Annotated in this window: 25 protein-coding genes and 1 riboswitch; of the genes, 6 read left to right on the forward strand and 19 right to left on the reverse strand. The window is 42.5% G+C overall.

Translation table 11 applies throughout. The features are described 5' to 3' along the window. Positions 1-18: 18 nt before the first annotated feature. From accC to N8N51_RS09600, 11 genes are all read right to left on the reverse strand, one after another. A complete protein-coding gene (gene accC / locus N8N51_RS09550; RefSeq protein WP_261077963.1) occupies positions 19-1,386 on the reverse strand; it encodes an acetyl-CoA carboxylase biotin carboxylase subunit in 1,368 nt (455 codons plus the stop codon). An 11-nt stretch (positions 1,387-1,397) separates the two neighbouring features. Further along, entirely contained in the window at positions 1,398-1,820 is a 423-nt protein-coding gene (gene fabZ / locus N8N51_RS09555) for a 3-hydroxyacyl-ACP dehydratase FabZ (RefSeq protein ID WP_000565515.1), read from the reverse strand. Beyond that, positions 1,817-2,302, reverse strand: coding sequence for an acetyl-CoA carboxylase biotin carboxyl carrier protein (gene accB, locus N8N51_RS09560; RefSeq protein WP_261009120.1), 486 nt, complete (start codon positions 2,300-2,302; stop codon positions 1,817-1,819). The genes fabZ and accB overlap by 4 nt, the downstream gene beginning before the upstream one ends. Positions 2,303-2,304: 2 nt before the next feature. Then, on the reverse strand, positions 2,305-3,540 hold the full coding sequence (gene fabF, locus N8N51_RS09565; RefSeq protein WP_000774075.1) for a beta-ketoacyl-ACP synthase II: 1,236 nt from the start codon (positions 3,538-3,540) through the stop codon (positions 2,305-2,307). Between the two features lie 21 nt (positions 3,541-3,561). Beyond that, on the reverse strand, positions 3,562-4,293 hold the full coding sequence (fabG, locus tag N8N51_RS09570; protein ID WP_045612213.1) for a 3-oxoacyl-[acyl-carrier-protein] reductase: 732 nt from the start codon (positions 4,291-4,293) through the stop codon (positions 3,562-3,564). Positions 4,294-4,333: 40 nt separating this feature from the next. Then, entirely contained in the window at positions 4,334-5,257 is a 924-nt protein-coding gene (gene fabD / locus N8N51_RS09575) for an ACP S-malonyltransferase (protein ID WP_045612215.1), read from the reverse strand. Beyond that, on the reverse strand, positions 5,250-6,224 hold the full coding sequence (gene fabK / locus N8N51_RS09580; protein ID WP_045612217.1) for an enoyl-[acyl-carrier-protein] reductase FabK: 975 nt from the start codon (positions 6,222-6,224) through the stop codon (positions 5,250-5,252). Before fabK ends, fabD begins: the two co-directional genes overlap by 8 nt. 116 nt (positions 6,225-6,340) lie before the next feature. Further along, the gene (locus N8N51_RS09585) at positions 6,341-6,565 is read right to left on the reverse strand and encodes an acyl carrier protein (protein WP_000257838.1); all 225 of its coding nucleotides are present in this window, start codon (positions 6,563-6,565) and stop codon (positions 6,341-6,343) included. A 59-nt stretch (positions 6,566-6,624) separates the two neighbouring features. Then, on the reverse strand, positions 6,625-7,599 hold the full coding sequence (locus N8N51_RS09590; RefSeq protein ID WP_049487028.1) for a beta-ketoacyl-ACP synthase III: 975 nt from the start codon (positions 7,597-7,599) through the stop codon (positions 6,625-6,627). Beyond that, positions 7,599-8,033, reverse strand: coding sequence for a fatty acid biosynthesis transcriptional regulator FabT (gene fabT / locus N8N51_RS09595; protein ID WP_000386355.1), 435 nt, complete (start codon positions 8,031-8,033; stop codon positions 7,599-7,601). Before fabT ends, N8N51_RS09590 begins: the two co-directional genes overlap by 1 nt. A gap of 93 nt (positions 8,034-8,126) precedes the next feature. Then, positions 8,127-8,912 carry an enoyl-CoA hydratase gene (locus tag N8N51_RS09600; protein WP_045612219.1) on the reverse strand — a complete coding sequence of 262 codons (786 nt, stop codon included), beginning with the start codon at positions 8,910-8,912 and terminating at the stop codon, positions 8,127-8,129. Between the two features lie 209 nt (positions 8,913-9,121). On the opposite strand from N8N51_RS09600, the gene N8N51_RS09605 reads away from it, so the two are divergent. From N8N51_RS09605 to serS, 3 genes are all read left to right on the forward strand, one after another. Continuing rightward, entirely contained in the window at positions 9,122-10,486 is a 1,365-nt protein-coding gene (locus tag N8N51_RS09605; protein WP_050242190.1) for an aspartate kinase, read from the forward strand. Positions 10,487-10,488: 2 nt separating this feature from the next. Beyond that, positions 10,489-10,860 (forward strand): DUF956 family protein, encoded by a 372-nt coding sequence (locus tag N8N51_RS09610; protein ID WP_000079350.1) that lies wholly within the window; start codon positions 10,489-10,491, stop codon positions 10,858-10,860. A 213-nt stretch (positions 10,861-11,073) separates the two neighbouring features. Beyond that, positions 11,074-12,348 carry a serine--tRNA ligase gene (serS, locus tag N8N51_RS09615; protein WP_261104094.1) on the forward strand — a complete coding sequence of 425 codons (1,275 nt, stop codon included), beginning with the start codon at positions 11,074-11,076 and terminating at the stop codon, positions 12,346-12,348. 24 nt (positions 12,349-12,372) lie between these two features. On the opposite strand, the gene N8N51_RS09620 is transcribed toward serS, so the two are convergent. The 6 genes from N8N51_RS09620 to zapA form a co-directional block, all read right to left on the reverse strand. Further along, the gene (locus tag N8N51_RS09620) at positions 12,373-13,272 is read right to left on the reverse strand and encodes a TDT family transporter (RefSeq protein WP_227326056.1); all 900 of its coding nucleotides are present in this window, start codon (positions 13,270-13,272) and stop codon (positions 12,373-12,375) included. A gap of 111 nt (positions 13,273-13,383) precedes the next feature. Next, on the reverse strand, positions 13,384-13,932 hold the full coding sequence (locus N8N51_RS09625) for a carboxymuconolactone decarboxylase family protein (RefSeq protein ID WP_000206767.1): 549 nt from the start codon (positions 13,930-13,932) through the stop codon (positions 13,384-13,386). Between the two features lie 131 nt (positions 13,933-14,063). Beyond that, positions 14,064-15,386 (reverse strand): alanine/glycine:cation symporter family protein, encoded by a 1,323-nt coding sequence (locus N8N51_RS09630; protein WP_261050031.1) that lies wholly within the window; start codon positions 15,384-15,386, stop codon positions 14,064-14,066. A 90-nt stretch (positions 15,387-15,476) separates the two neighbouring features. Next, a riboswitch (glycine riboswitch) is annotated at positions 15,477-15,565 on the reverse strand. A gap of 163 nt (positions 15,566-15,728) precedes the next feature. Beyond that, positions 15,729-18,065, reverse strand: a complete 2,337-nt coding sequence (locus tag N8N51_RS09635) for an endonuclease MutS2 (protein ID WP_261104095.1) — start codon at positions 18,063-18,065, stop codon at positions 15,729-15,731. Between the two features lie 92 nt (positions 18,066-18,157). Further along, positions 18,158-18,706: a CvpA family protein gene (locus tag N8N51_RS09640; protein WP_000624509.1), complete on the reverse strand. Its 549-nt coding sequence runs from the start codon at positions 18,704-18,706 to the stop codon at positions 18,158-18,160. Further along, entirely contained in the window at positions 18,703-19,005 is a 303-nt protein-coding gene (gene zapA / locus N8N51_RS09645) for a cell division protein ZapA (protein WP_000002022.1), read from the reverse strand. The genes N8N51_RS09640 and zapA overlap by 4 nt, the downstream gene beginning before the upstream one ends. 86 nt (positions 19,006-19,091) lie before the next feature. On the opposite strand from zapA, the gene rnhC reads away from it, so the two are divergent. The 3 genes from rnhC to recD2 all read left to right on the forward strand — a co-directional run bounded on the left by rnhC (position 19,092) and on the right by recD2 (position 23,078). Further along, complete coding sequence (gene rnhC / locus N8N51_RS09650) at positions 19,092-19,973, forward strand: ribonuclease HIII (RefSeq protein ID WP_125454838.1); 882 nt, start codon at positions 19,092-19,094, stop codon at positions 19,971-19,973. A gap of 3 nt (positions 19,974-19,976) precedes the next feature. After that, positions 19,977-20,591 carry a signal peptidase I gene (gene lepB, locus N8N51_RS09655; protein ID WP_001083986.1) on the forward strand — a complete coding sequence of 205 codons (615 nt, stop codon included), beginning with the start codon at positions 19,977-19,979 and terminating at the stop codon, positions 20,589-20,591. 120 nt (positions 20,592-20,711) lie between these two features. Further along, entirely contained in the window at positions 20,712-23,078 is a 2,367-nt protein-coding gene (recD2, locus tag N8N51_RS09660; protein WP_125454837.1) for an SF1B family DNA helicase RecD2, read from the forward strand. A 151-nt stretch (positions 23,079-23,229) separates the two neighbouring features. Here the strand turns inward: recD2 and tig are convergent, their stop codons facing one another. Both tig and N8N51_RS09670 read right to left on the reverse strand, forming a co-directional pair. Then, a complete protein-coding gene (tig, locus tag N8N51_RS09665) occupies positions 23,230-24,513 on the reverse strand; it encodes a trigger factor (RefSeq protein WP_261104098.1) in 1,284 nt (427 codons plus the stop codon). A gap of 221 nt (positions 24,514-24,734) precedes the next feature. Further along, complete coding sequence (locus tag N8N51_RS09670; protein ID WP_261104099.1) at positions 24,735-25,916, reverse strand: PspC-like choline-binding domain-containing protein; 1,182 nt, start codon at positions 25,914-25,916, stop codon at positions 24,735-24,737. Position 25,917: the final 1 nt, after the last annotated feature.

Here is a 25,917-nt window from a genome sequence, read left to right on the forward strand (position 1 = left end):
TAAACTCTTGAAGTCATTTTATTCTTTTTCTTGATACTTGGGTAAAAAGGTTTCCATCAAGAAGGAAGTATCATAATCTCCAGCAATGACATTGCGATCTGAAATGAGGTCAAGCTGGAAATCTGCATTGGTCTGCACCCCCTCTATCTCTAGTTCATAGAGGGCACGCTGCATTTTCATCAAGGCATCAAAACGATTCTCACCGTGAACGATGATTTTGGCAATCATACTATCATAATAAGGCGGAATGGTATAGCCTGGATAAACTGCTGAATCCACGCGCAAACCAACTCCACCACTTGGAAGATAGAGATTGGTAATCTTACCTGGACTTGGAGCAAAGTTAAAGGCTGGATTTTCTGCATTGATACGACACTCGATAGCATGACCGCGTAGGACAATATCTTCTTGCTTAACAGACAGAGGTTGACCTGCCGCAATGCGAATCTGTTCCTTAACGATATCCACACCTGAAACAAACTCTGTTACTGGATGTTCTACTTGTACACGAGTATTCATCTCCATAAAATAGAATTTACCGCTAGCTTCATCAAGGAGAAACTCAATGGTCCCTGCATTCTCATAGCCAACAGACTCTGCAGCTCGAACAGCAGCAGAACCAATTTCATTGCGCAACGTTTTTCCGATTGCAATCGAAGGACTTTCTTCTAAAACCTTTTGATTATTCCGTTGAAGAGAACAATCCCGTTCCCCCAAGTGAATCACATGTCCATGTTCATCTCCTAGGATTTGAACTTCGATGTGACGAGCTGGATAGATAACCCGTTCAATGTACATGGCACCATTGCCATAATTGGCCTTAGCTTCACTTGAAGCAGTATCAAAGGCGGAAACGAGGTCTTCTGGTTTTTCAACCTTACGAATACCTTTACCACCTCCACCTGCTGAAGCCTTGAGCATAACAGGATAGCCAATTTTTTCAGCAACAATCAAAGCTTCCTCAGAGTTATGCACTTCTCCATCCGAACCTGGTATAACAGGCACGCCTGCTTTGATCATCTGAGCACGCGCATTGATCTTATCCCCCATCATATCCATAACATGACCAGATGGACCGATAAACTTAATGCCGACCTCTTCACACATAGTTGCAAATTTGGAATTTTCACTGAGAAATCCGAAACCGGGGTGAATGGCTTCTGCCTCAGTCAAGACTGCAGCTGATAGAACCGCATTGATATTGAGATAAGACTCTGTTGCCTTGCCAGGGCCGATACAAACTGCTTCATCTGCCAAAAGCGTATGAAGGGCTTCCTTATCAGCAGTTGAATAAACCGCCACCGTTGCAATCCCCAATTCACGCGCCGCACGGATAATACGAACCGCAATTTCACCACGATTGGCAATTAAAATTTTTCGAAACATGGAGAACCTCCTTAGTTCCCTATTGCAAAGGTAAGAGTACCACTGGCCGCAAGCTTGCCATCCACTTCAGCCTTTGCTTCAACCACAGCTATGGTGCCACGACGTTTTACAAAAGTCGCTGTCATAACCAATTGGTCGCCTGGTACAACTTGCTTCTTGAATTTAACCTTATCCATACCAGCGTAAAAGACTAGTTTTCCTTTATTTTCAGGTTTTGACAACTCCAAGACACCAGCTGTTTGCGCCAAGGCTTCCATAATCAGAACACCTGGCATAACTGGATATTGAGGAAAATGGCCGTTAAAGAAAGGCTCATTGATGGTCACATTTTTGATAGCAACAATAGTATCCTCACTCACTTCCAATACACGGTCCACTAGGAGCATAGGATAACGGTGGGGAAGAGCTTCTTTGATTCCTTGAATATCGATCATTTGATACGTACCAATCCTTTACCAAACTCAACCATTTCTTCATTAGAAACGAGAATTTCCGTTACCACACCATCCTTAGGTGCTGGAATTTCATTCATGACTTTCATAGCTTCGATGATCACCAATGTTTGACCTTTTTTGACACTATCACCAACTGTGACGAAGGCAGGTTTATCAGGACCAGCAGCCAAGTAAGCCACCCCAACAAGTGGACTCTCTACAACATCTCCCTCAGTAGCTACGCTTGCTTCAACTGAAGCAGGAACTTCTTCCACTACAGTTTCTACTGGAGCAGATGTTGAAGCTACTGGACTTGGTGTTGCTACAGCAGGCGCAGGAGCGACCTGAGGTGCAACTTCAGGCACAAGTCTAGCTTCATTCTTGCTAAACTGTAACTCATCCGTCCCATTTCTATAAGAAAATTCTCTCAAACTTGACTGGTCAAATTGGGCCATCAAGTCTTTAATATCGTTTAAATTCATAGTTATTTATTCTCCCAACGTTTGAAAGCAAGAACTGCATTGTGGCCGCCAAAACCAAAAGTATTTGAAATAGCGTATGGAATTTCTTGCTCCAAGCCTTGTCCATAAACGACATTGGCTTCGATATAATCTGATACTTCACTTGTTCCAGCTGTCATTGGTACAAAGTTATGACGCATAGCCTCGATTGTGACGATAGCTTCTACTGCACCTGCAGCACCCAGCAAATGTCCTGTGAATGATTTGGTTGATGATACAGGTACTTCCTTACCAAGAACAGCTACGATCGCACCACTTTCTCCTTTTTCATTAGCAGGAGTTGATGTTCCGTGAGCATTGACATAGGCTACTTGCTCTGGAGAAATCTCAGCTTCTTCCAAGGCTAGTTTGATGGCCTTGATAGCTCCCTGACCTTCTGGATGTGGAGAAGTCATATGGTAGGCATCACAGGTATTTCCGTAACCAACCACTTCAGCAAGGATAGTAGCCCCACGTTTTTCAGCGTGTTCAAGGCTTTCAAGAACCAACATCCCTGAACCTTCACCCATAACAAACCCATTGCGATCCTTATCAAATGGAATAGAAGCACGAGTAGGATCCTCTGTAGTAGAGAGAGCAGTTAGGGCTTGGAAACCAGCAATAGCAAAAGGTGTAATAGATGCTTCTGAACCACCTACCAACATAACGTCTTGGAAACCAAATTTAATTGAGCGGAAGGCATCCCCAATCGCGTCATTTGATGAAGCGCAGGCAGTATTGATAGATTTACAAACACCGTTTGCTCCAAAACGCATAGCAACATTTCCTGAAGCCATATTTGGCAAGGCTTTCGGAAGGGTCAATGGTTTCACACGTTTTGGCCCTTTGTCATTTAGGCGAAGCACTTGATCTTCAATTTCCTTGATTCCACCAATACCAGAGGCCACAATAACACCAAAACGATCTTTATCAAGAGTCTCTACATCGAGATTAGCGTGATTGACAGCCTCTTGGGCTGCGTACAAGGCATACAAAGAATAGTTATCGAAACGATTGGTATCTTTCTTAACAAAGTATTTATCAAAAGGAAAATCTTGGATTTCTGCTGCATTATGCACATCAAAGTCACTATGATCAAATTTCGTAATTTGACCAATTCCGATTTTTCCAGTTGTCAAACTATTCCAAAATTCTTCTGGTGTATTTCCGATTGGAGATGTTACTCCATAACCTGTTACTACTACGCGATTTAGTTTCATCTTTTTTACCTCTAGCTTCTGCTACATACTTAAGCCACCATCAATGGCAACCACTTGACCAGTTAGATAATCTTGGCCTGTTAAAAATACTGTCAAATCTGCAACCTGCTCTGCCTGCCCAAATTCTTTCATAGGAATTTGCGCCAGCATGGCATCTTTTACCTTGTCTGATAGAACAGCTGTCATATCGGACTCAATCATTCCAGGTGCAATAGCATTAACTCTGATATTGCGATTGGCCACTTCACGCGCCACAGACTTGGTAAAACCAATCAAACCAGCCTTAGAAGCTGCATAGTTAGCTTGACCGATATTTCCCATCAAACCAACAACACTAGACATATTAATGATAGCACCTTCTCTGGCTTTCATCATCGGTTTTAAGACTGATTGTGTCATGTTAAAGGCACCAGTCAAGTTAACCTTGAGTACTTTTTCAAAATCCGCTTCTGTCATCTTGAGCATAAGGGTATCTTGGGTAATCCCTGCATTGTTGACCAAAACATCTACTGAACCCAGCTCAGCAATAGCTTGATCAACCATACGCTTAGCGTCTGCAAAATCGGACACGTCTCCTGATATAGGAACCACCTTGACACCATAGTTTGAAAACTCGGCTAGCAAGTCCTCTGAGATTGTCCCACGACTGTTTAAGACAATATTGGCTCCTGTTTGAGCAAACTTATGGGCAATGGCAAGACCAATTCCACGACTCGAACCTGTAATAAAGATATTTTTATTTTTTAGTTGCATTCTTTTCTCCTGTTTTCTCTTGTATTTATGGGAGAAGGGATTACTTGTTTTCTAGCAAAGTTTCCAAACTAGCCTGATCTTCAACATTGGCTAGTTTAGCTGTCTTATCAATTTTTTTGACAAAGCCTGACAAGACTTTCCCCGGTCCAATCTCGATAAAGTTAGTTACGCCTGCTTCTTGCATAACTGCAATACTTTCATAGAAACGAACTGGCTCTTTGACCTGACGCGTCAAGAGTTGAGCAATGTCTTCTTTTTGCATAACTGCAGCTTCTGTATTGCCAACTAGAGGACAAGTAAAATCTGAAAAACTTACCTGAGCTAGAGTTTCAGCTAGTTTCTGGCTAGCAGGCTCAAGGAGAGCGGTATGAAAAGGTCCTGAAACCTTAAGAGGAATCAAGCGTTTAGCTCCTGCTTCCTGCAAGAGTTCGACAGCTCGATCAACTGCTACCACTTCTCCACCAATCACGATTTGTGCAGGTGTATTATAGTTGGCTGGGGTAACTACTCCAAGTTCAGAAGCTTTTCGACAGACTTCTTCAATAACCTCTACTGGCGTATTGAGAACTGCTACCATCTTGCCAGAACCAGCAGGGGCCGCTTCTTCCATATAGGCGCCACGCTTAGCAACCAAAGCAACCGCTTCTCCAAAATCCAAGGCACCGCTGGCCACCAAGGCAGAATATTCTCCAAGAGACAAACCAGCAACCATATCAGGTTGATAGCCCTTTTCTTGCAATAAACGATAGATAGCAACTGAAGTTGCTAAAATAGCTGGTTGCGTATAGCGGGTCTGATTGAGTTTTTCTTCTTCTGTATCAATAAGATAACGCAAATCATAACCGAGTACCTGACTCGCTTGATCAATCGTTTCTTTGACAATCGGATACTGATTATAGAGTTCCCGTCCCATACCTAGATACTGGGCACCTTGACCAGCAAATAAAAAGGCTGTTTTAGTCATTTCTTACAACTCCTGCCCAACGAGAGGCTTCTTCTTGAATTTTCTTAGCTGCTCCGTAATACAAATCTTTTAGGATTTCTTCAACGGTCTCTTCTTTGGAAACAAGGCCTGCAATTTGACCTGCCATAACAGATCCACCATCCACATCTCCGTGAACAACCGCTTTGGCTAGAGCACCTGCTCCCATTTGTTCAAAAATTTCCAAATCTGGATTTTCTTGTTTAAAAGCATCTTTTTCAGCTTGTTCAAAATCACGAGTCAACTGATTTTTAATCGCACGAACAGCATGTCCAAAGTGTTGAGCTGAAATCGTAGTATCAATATCTCTAGCTTTTAAAATTTTCGCCTTATAATTTGGATGGGCATTAGACTCTTTTGCAACGACAAAACGAGTTCCAACCTGAACAGCCTCTGCACCTAGCATAAAGCCAGCTGCAACACCTTCACCATCCGCAATCCCTCCTGCAGCAATAACTGGAATAGATACAGCAGCAGCAACCTGGCGAACCAAGGTCATGGTTGTTAATTTACCGATATGCCCCCCGGCCTCCATTCCTTCTGCAATAACAGCATCCGCACCGATTTTTTCCATGCGTTTAGCTAGGGCAACACTTGGTACAACAGGAATAACCGTAATACCAGCTTCATGGAAACGTTCCATGTATTTGCTTGGATTTCCTGCGCCTGTTGTAACTACCTTAACCCCTTCCTCGATAACGAGGTCTACAATATCTTCCACAAAAGGAGACAAGAGCATGATGTTGACACCAAAGGGTTTATCAGTCAATGATTTGATTTTATCAATATTTGCCTTGACAACTTCTTTAGGGGCATTCCCCCCACCGATAATCCCTAGTCCTCCAGCCTTGGAAACAGCTCCTGCCAAATCACCATCAGCAACCCAGGCCATTCCTCCTTGGAAAATAGGATAATCAATGTTCAATAATTCTGTAATACGTGTTTTCATAGTGCCTCCATCGTTTCTTGCTTACGTAATAGTTCGATACCGTCATAATTTGACGATCAAACTATTGCCTAAACAAGAGGGAGCGGGTTTCCCTACTCCTTCTATTAATATTCTGTTTATTTTGTTTGCTCTTCAACGTAGGCAACCAAGTCACCAACTGTTTTCAAGTCATCTTCTGCTTCGATTTGGATATCAAAAGCATCTTCGATTTCTGAGATTACTTGGAACAAGTCCAATGAATCTGCGTCCAAATCATCAAAAGTTGATTCAAGTGTTACTTCTGATGCGTCTTTTCCAAGTTCTTCAACGATAATTTCTTGTACTTTTTCAAATACTGCCATGATAGGACTCCTTTAAAATAAATAGTTTTTTTATAACAATGTGTTCACCACATGATTACCTAAATTGTAAGAATGAGCGTGCCCCAGGTCAAGCCTCCACCGAAGCCTGATAGCAGAACAGTCTGACTACCATCTAGACGGATGAGGCCTTGTTCTACACACTCTGAAAGTAAAATCGGGATACTGGCTGCACTGGTATTGCCATATTCCATCATATTGGCTGGAATTTTATCTCGGTTAACACCGATTTTTCTAGCCATCTTATCCAAAATACGGTCATTAGCCTGATGAAGTAGCAGATAATCCAAGTCTGTCGCCTCTATAGGAGATTCATCAATAGTCTGCTTGATAGACTTGGCTACGTCCCGAATAGCAAAATCAAAGACTGCACGCCCATCCATCTTCAAAAATGAATCTGCACTTTCTTGATCTGAAAACGGAGAATGCAAGCCTGAATGTCCATAAGTTAGACACTCGCTACGACTCCCATCACTATTGAGACTCTCTACTAAGAAATGCTCTTGCTCGCTAGCTTCTAACAAGACACCACCAGCACCATCTCCAAACAAAACAGCTGTTGATCGGTCTGACCAATCGACTGCTTTAGAGAGGGTTTCACTACCAATCACCAAGCCTTTTTGAAAGCGACCAGAAGCGATAAACTTTTCAGCAGTTGATAAGGCAAATACAAATCCACTGCAAGCTGCTGTTAGGTCAAAAGCAAAGGCCTTATTAGCACCAATATTGGCTTGGACACGAGCAGCTGTAGAGGGCATCATAGAATCTGGAGTAATAGTAGCTAGAATGATAAAATCCAGCTCTTCTCCTGTGATTTCAGCTTTTGCCATCAGTTTCTGAGCAACCTCTGTAGCCAAATCACTAGTAGATTCTGTTCTTGAAATATGCCTTTGTCGTATTCCCGTCCGACTTGAAATCCACTCATCATTGGTATCCATAATCTGAGCCAAATCATGATTTGTAACCACTTGCTCTGGCACATAATGAGCAACCTGGCTTATTTTTGCAAAAGCCATTATCTCAAATCCTCCAAAAATTGATAAAGATTAGTCAAACCTTTGCTCATAACCTCAATTTCTTGCTTACTCATACCATCAATGATTTTTTCAACCATGGCCTTGTGGAAGCGTTTATGTAGCCTATGAACCAAGCGACCTTTCTTTGTCAAATGCAGATGTACCACACGTCGATCATGTTCTGAACGAATGCGTTCAATGTAACCCTTACGTTCGAGATTATTCAAACTAGTCGTAACTGTCCCAAGAGTCACCATCAACTCTTTTGACACTTGACTTGGTGTCACATCTGGAACTTTTCCAATCACATCAATCGTATGCATTTCTTTGATGGAGATATCCTTGAAACGACTACCCCTCAAGCTAACTTCCTCAATAACGAGGACATTGTTAAATATAGACGTTAAGTATTCATTAATTCGTTGGTAGTCCAATCTTTCCTTCCCTCCTTTTCAAAAAAACTTTTAGAATCAAAACATTTGACAAAAGAATTATATCAAAGTTCAAAGAATGGTGCAAGTATTTTTTTATTTTCCTGTAAATTTAGGTCGTCTTCTTTCCGAATGAGCCCGAACTCCTTCTTTGAAATCCTCTGTTTTCGCTAGTGATTCCTGTAGGTTCAGTTCTAAAGCAGCATAATCTTGCCAGTCTTTAAATTGACTCTCCCAAACCAACTTCTTGATGGCAGCATAGGAATTAGCTGACCCGCGTCTCAATTTTTTAAGAAGCTGTTCTCTCGTCTTTTCAAGTTTATCAGCTTCAGAGACCCGATAAACAAGACCCCACTCCAGAGCTTTTTCTGCGGACAAAGCCTCACCTGTCATGGCTAATTGAGCAGCACGCGTCACACCAATACTTCGACTCAAGAGATGAATTCCTCCTGCATCCGGAGCCAAGCCAACTCCAACAAAGGCTTGGATAAATTTAGCCTTATCCGTTGCCAGACAGAAATCTGCAGCAACAGCCATATTTGCTGCGGCACCTGCAACAGCCCCATCAACCTCCATCAAGACAGGTTTAGCAATTTGCTTGATTTTATAAGAAATAGTATTGACCAATTCTGCGATTTTTGTCAATGATGGAATATCATCCTCATCCACCGCCCGCTTCATCTCTACTAAATCTCCCCCAACTGAAAAGACTTTGCCATTCGCGTTGATTAAGACAAAATGCACAGCCGGATCCTCTTCTGCCAAAGTCAGAGCTTCTAAAATCTCCTCACACATAGGAATATGAAAACCATTCGCGACCTCAGGACGATTCAAGGTAAGGATTGCCAAATCCTCTTCAAGCTGATAAATAATGTGTTCCATTTGAACTCCTTTTTATTTTATAAGCTGGTTAAATTATTTTATTTTCAAAGTATATCTTTTTTAAAATCAGAAAGCAAGAAAAAATCAACTGAAAGTGTCTCAGCCGATTAGAAAGGCTCGCTTTATACTAGAACGCATCTTATTTTCTTCATTGAAAAAAGGCTTTCTTTCTGCTATAATCGTATAAAATACTTACTTTAGGAGTTCTTATGAAAGTTGTTAAATTTGGAGGTAGCTCTCTTGCCTCTGCTAGTCAATTAGAAAAAGTTTTAAACATCGTAAAAAGCGATTCAGAGCGTCGTTTTGTAGTCGTTTCTGCGCCTGGTAAACGCAATGCTGAAGATACTAAGGTTACGGATGCCTTAATTAAATACTACCGCGACTATGTTGCTGGTAACGATATTAGTAAGAGTCAAAACTGGATTATCGACCGCTATGCTGCTATGGTTAGTGAACTAGGGCTAAAACCAGCTGTTTTAGAAAAAATTTCTAAAAGCATTCGCGCTTTGGCCACTCTTCCTATTGAAGAGAATGAATTTCTCTACGATACCTTCCTAGCAGCCGGTGAAAATAACAATGCTAAATTGATTGCTGCCTATTTTAACCAAAATGGGATTGATGCACGCTATGTGCATCCTAGAGAAGCTGGTATTGTGGTCACAAGTGAGCCTGGCCATGCTCGCATCATTCCATCAAGTTATGACAAGATTGAAGAATTAACAAACGCAAATGAAGTCCTTGTCATTCCTGGTTTCTTTGGGGTTACCAAGGAAAATCAAATCTGTACCTTCTCACGTGGAGGCTCTGATATTACAGGTTCTATCATTGCTGCAGGTGTTAAGGCCGACCTCTATGAAAACTTTACAGACGTTGATGGTATCTTTGCAGCCCACCCTGGTATTATCCACCAACCACACTCGATTCCTGAGTTGACCTACCGTGAAATGCGTGAGTTGGCCTATGCAGGATTCTCAGTCCTTCATGATGAAGCTCTTCTACCTGCCTACCGTGGAAAAATTCCTCTAGTTATCAAGAATACCAACAATCCTGACCATCCAGGTACTCGTATTGTTTTAAAACACAGTAGTGATGAATTCCCAGTTGTGGGAATTGCTGGTGATTCTGGCTTTGTCAGCATCAACATGTCTAAATACCTCATGAACCGTGAGGTGGGATTTGGACGCAAGGTTCTGCAAATCCTTGAAGATCTTAACATCGGTTGGGAACATATGCCAACAGGTATCGACGATCTTTCAATCATCCTCCGTTCTCGCGAACTAACTCCTATCAAGGAAGAAGAAATCCTTCGTCAGTTGGTTCAAAAGGCTGAAGTAGACCATGCAGAAATCGAACACGACCTTTCTATCATTATGATTGTTGGTGAAAAGATGAAGAGCCATATCGGAGTAACTGCTACTGCGACACGCGCTCTATCTGAAAACAAGATCAACATCCAGATGATGTCGCAAGGTTCTAGTGAAGTTTCTATTATGTTCGTTGTCAATAAAGACCAAGAGAAAGCAGCAATCAAAGCCCTCTACAATGCCTTTTTCGGTGAAAGTAAGGAAGACTAACCATGGCCCAATCTCTTAACAAAACAGTGCTTCTCAATACAACAGGTACCTCCTACCTCTCTATAGCTGGGAAAGTTGGGAAATTTCTTGTCGGAGATCAGGCTCTGGAATTTTACCCAGATGTCAATGTCGAACAATTTATCCAGATTCCTTGGAGCCATATCAACCAGATTGGGGCCAATGTCACTGGGCGAAAAATCAGTCGCCACTTCGAAGTCTTTACAGACAGAGGAAAATTCCTCTTTGCTTCAAAAGACTCAGGTGCCATTCTTAAAATTGCTCGCGAAAAACTGGGCAATGACAAGGTCGTAAAACTTCCGACCCTGATTCAGACAATTAGCCAAAAATTTAAAAATCTATTTGCAAAAAAGTAGAAACTTTAGTATAATCATAGCAACGGATAAGTAGGTTATCTTCTTCTTTCAGAAAGTCTGCGGGGGCTGCGAGCAGATAGGAGGGATAGGTGAAATTCTACCGTTAGTAACAATTGCATACACAATCAAGTGCACACCTGTGAAGTTGGATGGAACCGTGGCCCTGCCACTCCAACGCTTTGTCAGGTGTGCTTTTTTCATAAAGGAGTTCTTATGTTAGATATCAAACGTATTCGTACAGACTTTTATGCTGTCGCAGAAAAATTGGCTACACGTGGTGTAGATGCTACTATCTTAAATGAGATGAAAGAAATCGACGCTAAACGTCGCGACATCTTGGTCAAGGTTGAAACTCTCAAGGCAGAACGTAACACAGTTTCAGCTGAGATTGCCCAAGCTAAGCGCAACAAGGAAAATGCAGATGACAAGATTGCTGCCATGCAGAATCTATCTGCTGAGGTTAAAGCCTTGGATGCTGAATTGGCAGAAATCGATGCTAAATTGACAGAATTTACTACTACTCTTCCAAACATCCCAGCTGACAGCGTTCCTGTTGGAGCTGATGAAGATGACAACGTGGAAGTTCGCCGTTGGGGTACTCCACGCGAGTTCGATTTCGAGCCAAAAGCTCACTGGGATCTGGGTGAAGACCTTGGCATCCTTGACTGGGAACGTGGGGGTAAGGTAACAGGAGCTCGCTTCCTCTTCTATAAAGGTCTCGGCGCTCGTTTGGAACGTGCCATCTACAACTTTATGTTGGATGAACATGGAAAAGAAGGCTATACAGAAGTCATCACACCTTACATGGTTAACCATGATTCTATGTTTGGGACTGGTCAATATCCAAAATTCAAGGAAGATACTTTTGAACTCAGCGATAGCAATTATGTCCTTATCCCTACAGCTGAAGTTCCTCTGACAAACTACTACCGTGATGAAATCCTTGATGGTAAAGACCTGCCAATCTACTTTACTGCTATGAGCCCATCATTCCGTTCCGAGGCTGGTTCTGCTGGTCGTGATACTCGTGGCTTGATTCGTTTGCACCAATTCCACAAGGTTGAAATGGTTAAATTTGCCAAGCCAGAAGAATCTTACGAAGAATTGGAAAAAATGACAGCCAACGCTGAAAATATCCTTCAAAAACTCAACCTTCCATATCGTGTCGTTGCTCTCTCTACAGGAGATATGGGCTTCTCAGCTGCTAAAACTTACGACTTGGAAGTTTGGATTCCAGCACAAAATACCTACCGTGAAATTTCAAGCTGTTCAAACACAGAAGATTTCCAAGCCCGTCGTGCCCAAATCCGTTACCGTGATGAAGCAGATGGCAAGGTGAAATTGCTCCATACCTTGAACGGTTCTGGACTTGCAGTTGGACGTACAGTGGCTGCTATTCTTGAAAACTACCAAAATGCAGATGGTTCTGTGACCATCCCAGAAGTTCTTCGTCCATACATGGGTGGAGCTGCAGTTATCAAACCATAAAAAATAAGGTTTAGCTATTTCTAGCTAGACCTTTTTTCGTAACCAATTCAGATAAGCGCCTAATACAAAGAGCAAAATGATTAGGCAAATAACAGTTTCAGCCACTACCAAATAATCCAAAAATGGAAGTTTCAAGATTCCCTGAGCCATCTTAAGCGAAGTAGCTGTGATAATGGTTGGGAAGGTTAAGGCTGAGAAGGCTGGTTGAAAGCCTTGTTTTAAAATATTGGGCAGGCGAGTCAAAACAAAGAAAAAGAAGGATTGGGAAGCCAAGATCATGACAATCAAGAGCCAAGTCGGCAGGCTGGCACCTCCAACTCGAACCAGAGAAGCCAAGAGTAGAGAGAAGGGAGCACAGTAAATTCCTTCTTGCCCAAGCAAGGCTAGTGGGAGCGGATGTTTCTTTAAATCGCTATAAATAAGCGGGTAGAGATAGAAGGTTAGGAGAAACCCAAAACTCAAGGTCGCATAGGCAATTTCGATGATGCCTACAAGAGGATAGGTTAAGGCAGCCACTGCTATCCCCACATAGAGAACCGTCCAGCTAGGAGTTGCATGAACCCTCCGACCCGGACAAGCAAACTTGATGGTGAAACCAGCAATCAAGGCCAAATCCAAGAGAAATGAAAACCACCAGATTCCTTGCGCAACCAAAGGAAGATGAGGAAACACGCGAAAGACATAAGTCGATAAAATCATTCCAGCCATGGGGAAAGTAGCCATTCCTGACAAAAGAGGGGGCTTGGTCAATTCTTCTTTGGTTTCCTTCCAATTAAGCAGATGAAAAATCAGAAAGAATATCCACAAAATCAAACCTGACATACTCAGTATATGTGACAGCACTGGCAACATATCTAAAACGAGATTCCCAGCTCCTGCCAAACCTAACAAACAACCAGAAAATACTAAGGGGAGTTTTTTCATCCTAACCTCCAATAATTATGTTAGTTTCAGTATAGCATAAAAGCGCTTAAATGAGGACTTAAAAAAACGAAGTCCGTTGATTTCAGACTTCATTTTTTGCTCAGATATGAATTATGCATAAGGTTGCAATTCTGGATTAATTGGTGTATTGGCTAGGTTGTTGGCATAGTTACAGAGGCTTGCTAGGCTGACACCAAGGACTACATCCAAGGCATTTTGTTGGCTATAACCAGCTTCTAAAAACTCAGCTAAGGCTTCATCTCCTACACGACCCTTGGTATTGATAACTGCCAAGGTAAACTTAGCTAGGGTATCCAATTTGGGATCTGTTTCAATCGGAGTGCGATTACGGAGGGCTTGAAGCAGGTCATCATTCATCTGGATTTGTTTGATTGAAAAGGCTGTGTGACCTGCGACACAGAAGGCACAACCATTAGTTACGGCTGCCGTGATTTGCACCACTTCGCGCTCAACAGGTGTCAGGCTATTGCGGCGGTTGATAGCTCCGACAGTTCTGTAGGCTTCTAAGGCAGTAGGTGCATTAGCCAAGAGACCGATTAGGTTGGGAATATAGCCATTGTTATCTTTTTCTACTGTTTCAAGAACTTCTTTCACTTCTGCTGGTGCTGATTCTACTGTATGAATTGTAAATGTTGTCATTATAAAACCTCTTTTCATTTTGTTGAAACCTAGTCTATCACAGATTCTATACCTTGCATAATATATATTTTAAATTGCACCGATAGAAATTTTTTATGAAATCAAAAAATCACACGCGATGTGTGATTTCATTATTTATTAAAATACTTTTTAGTCTCAGCAATAACAACTGGTGATAAAACCAAGAGAGCAATCAAGTTTGGCAAAGCCATCAAGGCGTTGACGATATCTGCGATAATCCAAACCATATCCAACTCGATAAATCCTCCCAGCAAGACCATGAGCACAAAGACCACACGGTAGAGCCAGATAAAGCGAACACCGAAGAGAAACTCGAAACAGCGCTCTCCATAATAGTTCCAACCTAAAATTGTCGTGAAGGCAAAGAGAACAAGGAAGATGGTCAAAAGGGCAGGTCCAAAGTGTGAAAAGACTGTTGAGAAGGCTGACTGAGTCAAGGCAACCCCATTTAAGTCGCCGCTCCAAACACCAGTCACCAAGATGGTCAAACCAGTCAAGGTACAGATAATGAGGGTATCAATAAAGGTTCCTGTCATGGAAATCAATCCTTGCTCTACTGGTTCATTTGTCTTAGCCGCAGCTGCTGCAATGGGAGCCGAACCCAGACCAGATTCGTTCGAGAAAACACCTCGCGCCACACCATTTTGAATAGCCATTCGAATGCTAGCGCCAGCAAATCCACCTACCGCAGCAACTGGACTAAAAGCTGATGTCAAGATTAGAGTGATTGTAGCTGGGAGTTTTCCGATATTAAAGAAAATAACTGTAAGAGTTCCTAGAATATAGATGATAGCCATAAAAGGAACAACAGTAGTTGAAACCTTAGAGATGGACTTGAGTCCGCCAAAGACGGCAATCGCTACTAAGACAGACAAAACGAGAGCTGTGATAGCTGGCGAAATAGTCGTTGTATTTTGGATAGATTCTGTAATCGAGTTGACTTGGGTGAAGGTCCCGATTCCCAACAAAGCTACTAAGACACCTGCGATAGCAAAGAAGATAGCAAGTGGTCTCCATTTTTCTCCCATCCCTAGAAGGATATAATGCATTGGCCCTCCCGCTACTGCACCATGGTCGTCCTTGGTGCGGTATTTGATCGCCAAGAGTCCTTCCGCATATTTGGTTGCCATACCAAAGAAAGCAGCCATCCACATCCAAAAGAGTGCTCCTGGTCCACCAACCTTGATAGCAGTAGCCACCCCGATAATATTTCCCGTACCAACTGTCGCTGCGAGGGCTGTACACAAGGCCGCAAAGCTGGACACATCGCCATGCCCCTTATCCTTGGTAAAAATAAGCTGGAAGGCCTTGGGCAGACGTAAAACCTGTAAAAGCCCCAAACGAGCAGTTAGGTAAATTCCTGTTCCGACCAATAAAATCAAGAGGGGTGGGCCCCAAGCAAAAGCATCAATTGATTTAAGCAATTCTAACATTCTATTCTCCTATCTTTTCAACCCCAAAAGAAAGAGCACATGCAAGATACATGTACTCTGGAATGCTTAGATAAATGCTAAAAAGCTGTCTATCCTAGCTCTGTCCTTTTACCTGAGAGTTTGAGCAGTTGCCTGCCTTGCCCCTTCGGTGCCTTTACGGTCTCTCCAGAGTTCCGTCCATTTACAGTCATGGAAAATCAAACGATTCTCCACTTCTATTAAACTTCATTCGGTGTTGGTATTTAATTGATTCTTATTTTACAAAAAATGTTGGCTTTTGTCAATGTTTTTATCAGTAAAACTTAATTCAACAGTTTTTACTGTATAAAGTCCAAAATACTGCTATCCTTTAAAAGTGACAATAGTCGCACCACTGCCTCCAGCATTTTGTGGGGCATAGCCGAAACTCTTGACATGCTTGTTTCTTTGTAGGTATTTGGTGACTCCTTCACGGATGACACCTGTTCCGATACCATGAATGATATCGACTTGGGCCATATTATTAAGCAGGGCTTGGTCGATAAAGGCATCTAGCTCATTCATGGCTTCTTCATAGCGTTTACCTCGAAGGTCCAGTCTTGCTTGTGGACCTCGGCCAGAAGTCCGTTTCACAACATTGACTTGTTTCTTCTTGACTTGCTTTTCTTGCTGGGTTTGAACAAGGTCAAATTCTTTCTCTTCCAAGGTCATCTTAATCAAACCGACTTGGGCTTCCCAGCGGCCGTCCTTAAGTTGACTGGTCAAGGTACCACGCTGGCCATAACTGAGAACCACGATATCATCTCCCACCTTAGGAGCTCGTTTTTTCTTAGCCTTTTGAAGGACCTTGTTTTTAGACAAATCTACTTTTTCAGGAGCCAATTTCTTCAACTTGGCCTTGGCTTCAATGATTTCATGGGGTTTGAGTTGAGACTTACTGTGAAGGTTCTTTAGAATCTGGTCACTCTCACTTAGAGCCATGTCCACAATCTCAGCAGCCTGTTCACGCGCCTTGTTAAGCTCGGTTTCCTTTTCACGATTGAGCTCATTGTAGAGTTTTTTGAGAGCACGGTTCATCTTGAGATTTTCTTGCTCCACCTCACGGATATTGTCCAAGCGTTTGCGACTCTCTAGCGTCTGCTCTTCCAGTTGCTCAATAATCCGATTGACATCATTGTCTTGATCGACCTGCTGACTGGCATCCCCTACGATGACTTCAGATAGACCTAGACGTTTAGCAATTTCAAAGGCATTGCTTCGACCAGGCACGCCCTGCATAAAGCGATAGGTCGGGCGTAGAGTCGCAGTATCAAACTCCATGCTGGCATTTTGCACAAAGGCTGTCTCGATACCATAGGCCTTGAGTTCTGGATAGTGGGTGGTCGCCATTGTCTTGACTTGACGCAGGCGAAGGTCTTCCAGAATAGCCATGGCAAGAGCAGCTCCTTCTTGAGGGTCTGTACCAGCTCCCAACTCATCCAAGAGTAAAAGTGAATGTTGGTTAACCTTGCCAAGAATATCCACAATATTGGTCATGTGGCTAGAGAAGGTAGACAAGCTCTGTTCAATAGATTGCTCATCGCCAATATCGGCAAAGATTTCTTCAAAAATACCAACACGACTTCCCTTATCTGCTAAAATCGGCAAACCAGACTGAGCCATAACCTGCGTCAATCCCAGAGTTTTAAGCATGATGGTCTTCCCACCTGTATTGGGACCTGTAATGACAATGGCTGTTAAATCTTGACCAAAATGGACATCATTTGCAACGGCATTTTTGACCAAAGGATGGCAGACATGGAGCAGTTGAATCTCTTGATTTTCTGACAGCTGAGGTACGACTGCTTGCCTTTCTTGGATAAAGCGGACCTTGGCACGAATCAAGTCCAGATGGCCGACAATCCAAGCATCATTGGCAATCTCAGCCGCATGAGGGCGGACACGCTCAGAAATTTCTTGGAGAATGCGAAGCATTTCATAGCGCTCATCTGCTCGTAAACTGGCAATTTCTTCGCTCAGTTTGACCACCTCACGGGGTTCGATATAGACGGTGTTTCCGCTGGCAGAAATATCATGAACAACACCTGCAATCTTATTGCGGTAGGTATTTTTGACTGGTAAAACCTGACGGCCATTTCTGCTGGCAACAATCCCTTCCGTCAACATCTGCGCTTTTTGCTTGAGCAGGTCCTGTAAAACATCGCGGACCTGACTCTCGCTATCATGGATTTTTCGACGGATTCGCGCCAATTCTTCACTGGCAAAATTTTCAATGAAACCTGCATCATTAAAGGCTTGTAAATTTCCTTGTAATTGCGGAAAATCATGTAATTTCTCAAACCAAAGGGCTAATTCTTCCAAGCTGACATTTTCCAGATTGGCGTAAAAACTTTGCAGTTCTCGGCTAGACAGAAGCACGCGCTTCAAGAGGAGGAACTCCTCGATATTGAGGTCCGCCCCCATCTCCAATCGCTTGCAGACTCCTGCGATTTCCTTGGTTGCGAGAATGGTAAAATGCGGTTGCTCAACAAAAAGAGCCTGCATTTCCTTCATCTCAGCAAAAGCCTGTTTGATTTTATCTGCTTTGGCAGTTGGAGCCAGCTGTCTCAGTTGCTCCAAGCCCTGCTCTGTCAACAAATGAGGTTCAAACAAGGCCTTGACCTTATTGAACTCTAATGTTTCTAATATTTTCTTGTTCATCGTTATTTCCTTATCTTTGAATGTCTAGGTGTGGCAGCTTTTTACATTCAGTCAAATCTGTAAACAAAGGGCTAGGAAAATTCCTGCCCTTTTTATCCGATTAAATTTGTCACCCAGATTTGTTTGAGCCAACTGGTTGTTACCGGTATGCTCTGGATGATGTGTTTTGCGACGATACTCTTTTCAAGAGGATTTTGTATAGCTGCCATGGGGATGGTCGCCAAGATTGTCAAGGCCATCTGCAAGACAAATAAGGTCACCAACATGGACAAGATTCCTGCTGAAACTTGGAACAACTTGCCACCCAGTTTTTTACTAGGAATCAAGTGCAAGAGGAGACCAAGCAAACGACCGATGCTATAGACAATCCCAAATACAAGCAAGTAGCCAATCCCTGCGTAAAAGACCTTATCCAGCTGAAAGAGTTGATCCGATGGGAAAAAGAAGGTTCCCTGACCTTCCTGAGGATTTGCATAAGGGAGCAATAAATGGAACTGCTCTCCAAGCCCCTTGTAAAACTGGCCAGCCATAAAAGCCGATGCCATGGCTGAAATCAGGTAATACACCTGCAAGAGCAGGCCTCTCCGATAGCCAATATAAAATCCCCAAGCCAAGACCAATAGAAGAAGGAGTGAAATCATAAGGAATCCTCAATCTTGCTCTGTTCTTGCTTGCAGGTCACGAGCTTGTGACGGAGTTCTTCTAACTCTTGCTCCTTATCGTCAAATTCAATCTCACGGCTGAGCTGAGTTGATAAACAGTTGACTGCCAACAAAAGAGCGATTGTTTCATCGTCTGCACTAGGCATTTGTTCTTTAATTGCTTGGTATTTTTCTGTCGCAACCTTAGCGATTTCCTCCATAAAAAGGTTATCATGCTCGGTTGTCAAGGTTAATGATTTTTTCCCGAATGTAAATTTGAATCGATTTAGATTTGCCATAAAATTCACCTCACGATATTATACCAAAATTCGCTAACTTTGTCAGTTTTTACAAATTTGCCTACTTTTATGGTACAATAGAAACTATGGCAAGTATAACACTCACACCAAGCGAAAAGGAGATTCAGGCTTTTCTTGAACACTATCAAACCAGTCTGGCTCCCAGTAAAAACCCCTATATTCGCTATTTTTTGAAACTGCCTCAAGCAACCGTTTCTATCTATACTTCTGGAAAGGTCTTGCTTCAGGGTGAAGGAGCTGAGAAATACGCTCGTTTCTTTGGCTATCAAGTTGTAGGGCAAACCAGCGGACAAAATCTCCCTTTGATTGGGACGGATGAGGTTGGAAATGGTTCCTACTTTGGTGGACTTGCAGTTGTGGCTTCCTTTGTCACACCTGACCAGCATGACTTCTTGCGAAAACTCGGTGTGGGAGATTCTAAAACTCTGACCGACCAAAAGATCCATCAGATTGCCCCTATCCTCAAGGAAAAAATTCAGCACCAGGCACTCCTTCTCTCACCAAGCAAGTACAACGAGGTTATCGGAGACCGCTACAACGCTGTTTCGGTTAAGGTTGCCCTCCATAATCAGGCTATCTATCTCCTCCTTCAAAAAGGACTTCAGCCTGAGAAAATTGTGATTGATGCCTTTACCAGCGCTAAAAATTACGACAAATACTTGGCACAAGAGGCCAATCGTTTCAGCAATCCTATCAGACTAGAAGAAAAGGCTGAGGGCAAATACTTGGCTGTCGCAGTTTCTTCTATCATTGCGCGTGATCTCTTTCTAGAAAATCTTGAAAATCTGGGACGAGAGCTGGGCTATCAACTTCCAAGTGGAGCTGGAACGGCTTCTGATAAGGTGGCTAGCCAGATTTTACAAGCCTATGGTATGCAGGGACTTAACTTCTGCGCTAAACTGCACTTTAAAAATACTGAAAAAGCGAAAAAACGCTTAGAAAGGTAAGTTATGAATTCATTTAAAAATTTCTTAAAAGAGTGGGGATTATTCCTCCTGATTCTGTCATTATTAGCTTTAAGCCGTATCTTTTTTTGGAGCAATGTCCGTGTAGAAGGACATTCCATGGATCCAACTCTAGCGGATGGTGAAATCCTCTTCGTTGTAAAACACCTTCCTATTGACCGATTTGATATCGTGGTGGCCCATGAGGAAGATGGCAATAAGGACATTGTCAAACGTGTCATCGGAATGCCTGGCGATACTATCCGTTACGAAAACGATAAACTTTACATCAATGATAAAGAGACGGATGAGCCTTACCTAGCTGACTACATCAAACGTTTCAAGGATGATAAACTCCAAAGCACATACTCAGGCAAGGGCTTTGAAGGAAATAAAGGAACTTTCTTTAGAAGCATCGCTCAAAAGGCCCAAGCCTTTACAGTTGATGTCAACTACAACACCAACTTTAGCTTTACTGTCCCAGAAGGAGAATACCTTCTCCTTGGAGACGACCGCTTGGTTTCGAGCGACAGCCGCCACGTAGGTACCTTTAAAGCAAAAGATATCACAGGGGAAGCTAAATTCCGCTTCTGGCCAATCACCCGTATCGGAACATTTTAAGAAACCTAAGAGGCCGAGAAGCAAGAATCTCAGCCTCTTCTTCTATCGTGAGAAGTAATTGTTAACTTTCTAACTTACTAAAACAACCCCAACTCTCACCTATTCATGCAAAGGAATTTTATGGAAGTTTATTTTTCAGGAACCATTGAACGGATTATTTTTGAAAATCCTAGCAATTTTTATCGTATCCTCCTCCTAGAAATCGACGATACGGACGCAGAGGAGTTTGATGATTTTGAAATCATTGTCACCGGTACCATGGCTGATGTGATTGAGGGAGAAGACTATACTTTTTGGGGACAAATTGTCCAGCACTCCAAGTATGGGGAACAACTGCAAATCAGCCGGTATGAACGAGCAAAACCAACTAGCAAGGGGCTGGTTAAGTACTTTTCAAGTAGCCATTTCAAAGGGATTGGTCTCAAGACAGCTCAGAAAATCGTGGATACCTATGGCGAAAATACCATTGACGAAATTCTGCAACACCCAGAAAAGCTAGAAGGCATCGCAGGACTCTCTGCCAAAAATCGCGAGGCTTTCGTCTCCACTCTCCGCCTCAACTACGGAACAGAGATGGTCTTGGCCAAACTAGCCAACTACGGCATTCCCAATAAACTAGCCTTCCAGATTCAAGACTTTTACAAGGAAGAAACCCTTGATGTAGTTGAAAATTATCCCTACCAGCTGGTCGAGGATATCAAGGGTTTAGGCTTTACTATTGCTGACCAATTAGCGGAGGAACTAGGCATCGAAAGTCAGGCTCCTGAACGCTTCCGGGCCGGTCTAGTTCACAGTCTTTTTCAGGCCTGTATGGAAACAGGGGATACCTATGTTGAAGCACGAGATCTGCTAGAACAAACCCTTACTCTCCTTGAATCTTCCCGCCCCGTGGAACTGGATCCCAGCCAAGTGGCCCAAGAACTCTCCTACCTGATTGAAGAAGACAAGGTTCAGCAGATTGATACCAAAATCTTTGACAATAGCCTCTTTTTCGCTGAGGAAGGCATCCGCAGTCACTTGGTCCGTATCCTTGAAAAAGGAAAACAGAAGAGTCATGATTTAAAAACCATTCAAAAACATATCGCTACTGTCGAAGAAGATTTGGAGATTGAGTATGATAGTATTCAAAAACAAGCTATCTGCGACGCTATCCAGAACAAGGTCTTTATTCTGACAGGTGGGCCTGGTACTGGTAAGACAACTGTTATTAATGGTATCATCGGTGTTTATGCCCTCTTAGAAGGACTTGACCTCAGGAAAAAAAGCAACCTGCCGATTCTTCTGGCTGCTCCAACTGGTCGAGCAGCTCGGCGTATGAATGAATTGACAGGCTTGCCTAGCGCGACCATACACCGCCATTTAGGAATGACAGGTGATGATGATACCAGTCATCTGGAAGATTATCTGGATGCCGACTTTATCATCGTGGATGAATTTTCTATGGTGGATACTTGGCTGGCCAATCAACTCTTCTCCAACATCTCTTCTAACAGTAAAATCCTCATCGTGGGCGACAGCGATCAGCTGCCTTCTGTCAGTCCTGGACAGGTTCTAGCGGATCTGCTTCATATTCCTTTGATTCCTCAGACTCGCTTGGAAAAAATTTATCGACAAAGCGAAGAATCAACCATCGTCACCCTAGCTAGTCAGATTCGACAGGGTATCTTGCCAGCTGATTTCACCCAGAAAAAAGCAGACCGTTCCTACTTTGAAATTGCTAGCGAACATATTCCTGCTACCATTGAAAAGATCTTAGGCGCTGCCCTCAGAAGTGGTATTTCTGCACGTGATATTCAGGTTCTGGCCCCCATGTACCGAGGGACGGCAGGGATTGATGCCATCAACCAACTCATGCAAGACCTCCTGAACCCACCACAAAAAGACCAAGTCAGTTTTGAAGCTCCCCAGTGCCACTATCGTAAGGGAGATAAGGTCATTCACTTGGTCAACGATGCTGAAATCAATGTCTTTAATGGAGATTTAGGAGCCATCACAGACCTGATTCCTGGTAAATACACCGAGTCGAAACAAGATGAAATTGTCATTGATTTTGATGGCAACGAGGTCTCTTATCCACGTAACGAATGGTACAAGATTCGCCTGGCCTATGCCATGAGTATCCATAAGTCTCAGGGAAGTGAGTTCCCTGTTGTTATCCTACCTATCACCAGTGCTAGTAGGCGTATGCTGGAGCGCAATCTCATCTATACAGCCATTACACGCGCCAAAAGCAAGCTTATCTTACTAGGCGAATTACAGGCCTTCGATTATGCCACCCAACACATTGGAACTGCCCGAAAAACCTATCTGATTGAACGCTTCAGTGATTTATTGGAGAATGTTGAAGAAAAGCAACCAGCTGTCTCTGAAACTGCAACATCAAGTACCTCTGAACAATCCTACATCCTGACAGAAGAAAACTGGGACAGCATCCCCGCCATGATTGGGATTACAGACGCAGACCTCAAAGAGATTTTTGGAAAATAGTGGATAAGAAAACCCACCTAGTCAGGTGGGATTTTTGTTTATTAATCTCAATGAAAATCAAAGAGCAAACTAGGAAGCTAGCCGCAAGCTGTAGTTGAGTACGGTAAGGCGACGCTGACGTGGTTTGAAGAGATTTTCGAAGAGTATAAGATTATTTAACTGTTGCTGTGCTTGTGATCAATTCAACAGCTTTTTTGATTGTGATATCGTGTTTCAACATATCAGCTGAAAGCAAGCTTTGTACTTGAGCCACTTCCATGTTGTAGTCTGTTGCCAATTGCTCAACTTCTTTTTGGATTTCTTCTTCTGAAGCGTCAAATCCTTCAGCTTTCGCAACTGCTTCGATAACAAGGTTAGTCTTAGTACGTGACTCAGCTTCTGCCTCATATTGTTTGTGAAGGTCTTCTTGAGTAGTTCCAGTGATTTGGAAGTACATGTCAGGATTGATACCTTGACGTTGCAAGTTTCCAAGGAATTCGTTTACTGAACGGTGAACTTCTTCGTGGATCATTTCTTCTGGAAGTTCTACGATTTCAGCGTTTTCTACAGCTTTATCAATTGCTGCACCTTCTACTGCATCTTTGTAAGCTTCTTCTTTAGCAGCAGCCAATTCCTTGCGGTATTTTTCTTTCAATTCAGCAAGTGTTTCAACTTCTTCGTCGATGTCTTTTGCAAGCTCATCGTCAAGAGCTGGAACTTCTTTTGCTTTTACTTCGTGGATAGTTGTCACGAATTTAGCTTCTTTACCTGCAAGGTCTTCTGCTTGGTAGTCTTCTGGGAATGTTACGATAACATCAACAGTTTCGCCAGCTGAGTGACCTACCAATTGGTCTTCGAAACCAGGGATGAATTGACCTGAACCAAGTCCAAGTGAGAAGTTTTCACCTTTTCCACCGTCAAATTCAACACCGTCGATAGAACCAACGAAGTCGATAACAACAGTGTCGCCGTTTTCAGCAGCAGCTTCCTTGATAACCAATTCAGCCAAGTTGTTGCGTTCGCGTTCGATACGCTCTTCAACGTCAGCATCAGTCACTTCTTTTTCTACATCAACTGATACTTCAAGGTTTTTGTAGTCACCCAATTTTACTTCAGGTTTTGTAACGACTTCAGCAGTGATAACCCAGTCTTGACCTTTTTCCATTGAAGTTACATCAATTTTTGGTTGAGCAACCACTTCAAGACCAGCTTCTTTTACAGCTGCTTCATAAGCATTTGGCAAAAGAGCGTTCATAACGTCTTGGTAAAGTGACTCTTCACCAAATTTTTTGTCGAAGATAGGGCGTGGAAGGTGACCTTTACGGAAACCTGGAACATTAAGAGATTTCTTCACTGAGTTGAAGACACGATCCAATTCTGGTTTGATTTGGTCTTGAGAGATAGTGAAAGTCAAGACACCACGGTTTGTTTCTTTGTTTTCAAATGATACAGACATTCTGTCATTTCTCCTTAAAATTTTTTAAATACAGTCTATTATAACATAAATGAGCGACTTTTTTCAAGTAATGAATGTGCTTTTCAATGATGCTGGAAGTACGGTTTCTTCTTGATTTTCTTTAGATTTCGAATATAATCTTATAAAAGATGCTTAATGATGGCTGATTACAGTAAAAAACGAATCGCCCACACATCCCTCATTAGGCGATTCGTTTTGTATTATTTAACCACAAGAACCTTGTAATATTCATACTTATTTGGCTGTGTAATCTTAATTTTTTGACCATAGAAACCATCGATTTCTTTGTCAAAATAATCTGAAAATCTTGATGGCAAGCGTTTCATCTTAAGAACCTCACCAGATTGGTCTGCATATACAAGGAAATGATAGTGGGTTGTAGCCATACCATCATCAATCAGTACAAAGTAACCTGTTTTGAGCTTACCTTGTCCATTATCTAAATAGTATAGTTTATTGTTATTGATTGTGAAGTGAGCAGATAGTCTAAGTCGTACACCTGGGTCTTCTAGATAAAGATCATTGCCAACTTTTTTGATTTCTGATCTAGTTGTCATCTCTGGAAGTGGTGTCACTCTACGACCATCTGCTCCAAAATAATATCGACCTGGTAGATTTTGGAAATTTCGAATAACAGCTTTAGGATCAATTTCTTGTCCTTCTTCTTTATTATCCACTAAAGCCAACATCGTATTGGAAACTTGATCCCCATATTTGTCGGAAAACTTCTTGAACTCAGGTTTGATATACCAAGTGTTTTTATCCACGATAACATCAGTAAAGTTATTTCCGTCAAATTTTGCTGTAATCAGATATTCATATCCATCACCTAAACGAACAATGTCACCATTTTTATAAGGGCTATTTCGTAAAGTGAACATATGGCCATCCTTGCCGAGAATATAGCCTGTCCCATCACTAGAATTTACAACTCTATCAGAGGCCATTGCACCTGATTGTTCAAAATAATACCAATTACCACCTATGAACACCCAACCTGTCATCATAGAACCACTAAAATGAAGATAGTACCATGTAGATCCTTCTTTGTACCAACCTGTACGCATGGCGCCACTATCTGCTAGTGAGTACCATGTGTTACCTTCCTTGTACCAGCCAGTACGCATAGCGCCACTATCTGCTAGTGAATACCATGTATTGCCTTCTTTGAGCCAACCTGTCTGCATTTTACCAGCGCTATCGAAGTGGTACCAAGAACCAGCATTTTGTACCCATTTATCCTTAGCTAGACTGCCATCTTGTGAAAGATTCCAGTCAGCACCATTTTTAACCCAAGTATCTGCAGCCTGTGCTTGGTTGATAGATAAAAGTAGACCAGCACCTGCAAGTAAACCAAGTGTAAGTAGTTTAGATTTTTTCATA

The sequence above is a fragment of the Streptococcus mitis genome (assembly GCF_946188685.1).
In the GTDB taxonomy this organism is placed as follows: Bacteria; Bacillota; Bacilli; order Lactobacillales; family Streptococcaceae; genus Streptococcus; species Streptococcus mitis_CC.